This is a genomic window from Burkholderia sp. SIMBA_062, from assembly GCF_046534765.1.
GTDB classification, from domain to species: Bacteria; Pseudomonadota; Gammaproteobacteria; order Burkholderiales; family Burkholderiaceae; genus Burkholderia; species Burkholderia ambifaria.
The window spans coordinates 1-256 of record NZ_JAWRYD010000414.1 but is presented as its reverse complement, the minus strand read 5'-3'; the positions used below and the strand labels follow the sequence as shown (position 1 = coordinate 256).

Here is a 256-nt window from a genome sequence, read left to right as displayed (position 1 = left end):
CAGTGGCGAACGGAGGTCATGCCCCAGTACGGCAATGAACTGCTCCCGGACAATGCCGGTCTCAGCCGCATTGGCCAGTTCAATCGTTTTGGCCTCAAGGTCCGCCAGAACGTCGAGTTGAACAGCTATTAACTGGGCGAAAAGCGTTAGTGTGTTGCACACTGCATCTTCATCAAAATCTGCTGGCACCTGATCAATGGCGCAGAGCGTTCCGAAAAAATCTCCGTTTGTCCTGGTGATAGGAATGGAGACATAG

Annotated in this window: 1 pseudogene; it reads right to left on the bottom strand. The window is 52.3% G+C overall.

Annotated features, from left to right (window positions below):
- Window positions 1-256, bottom strand: a pseudogene (locus tag SB786_RS36890) (histidine kinase); the annotation flags it as partial.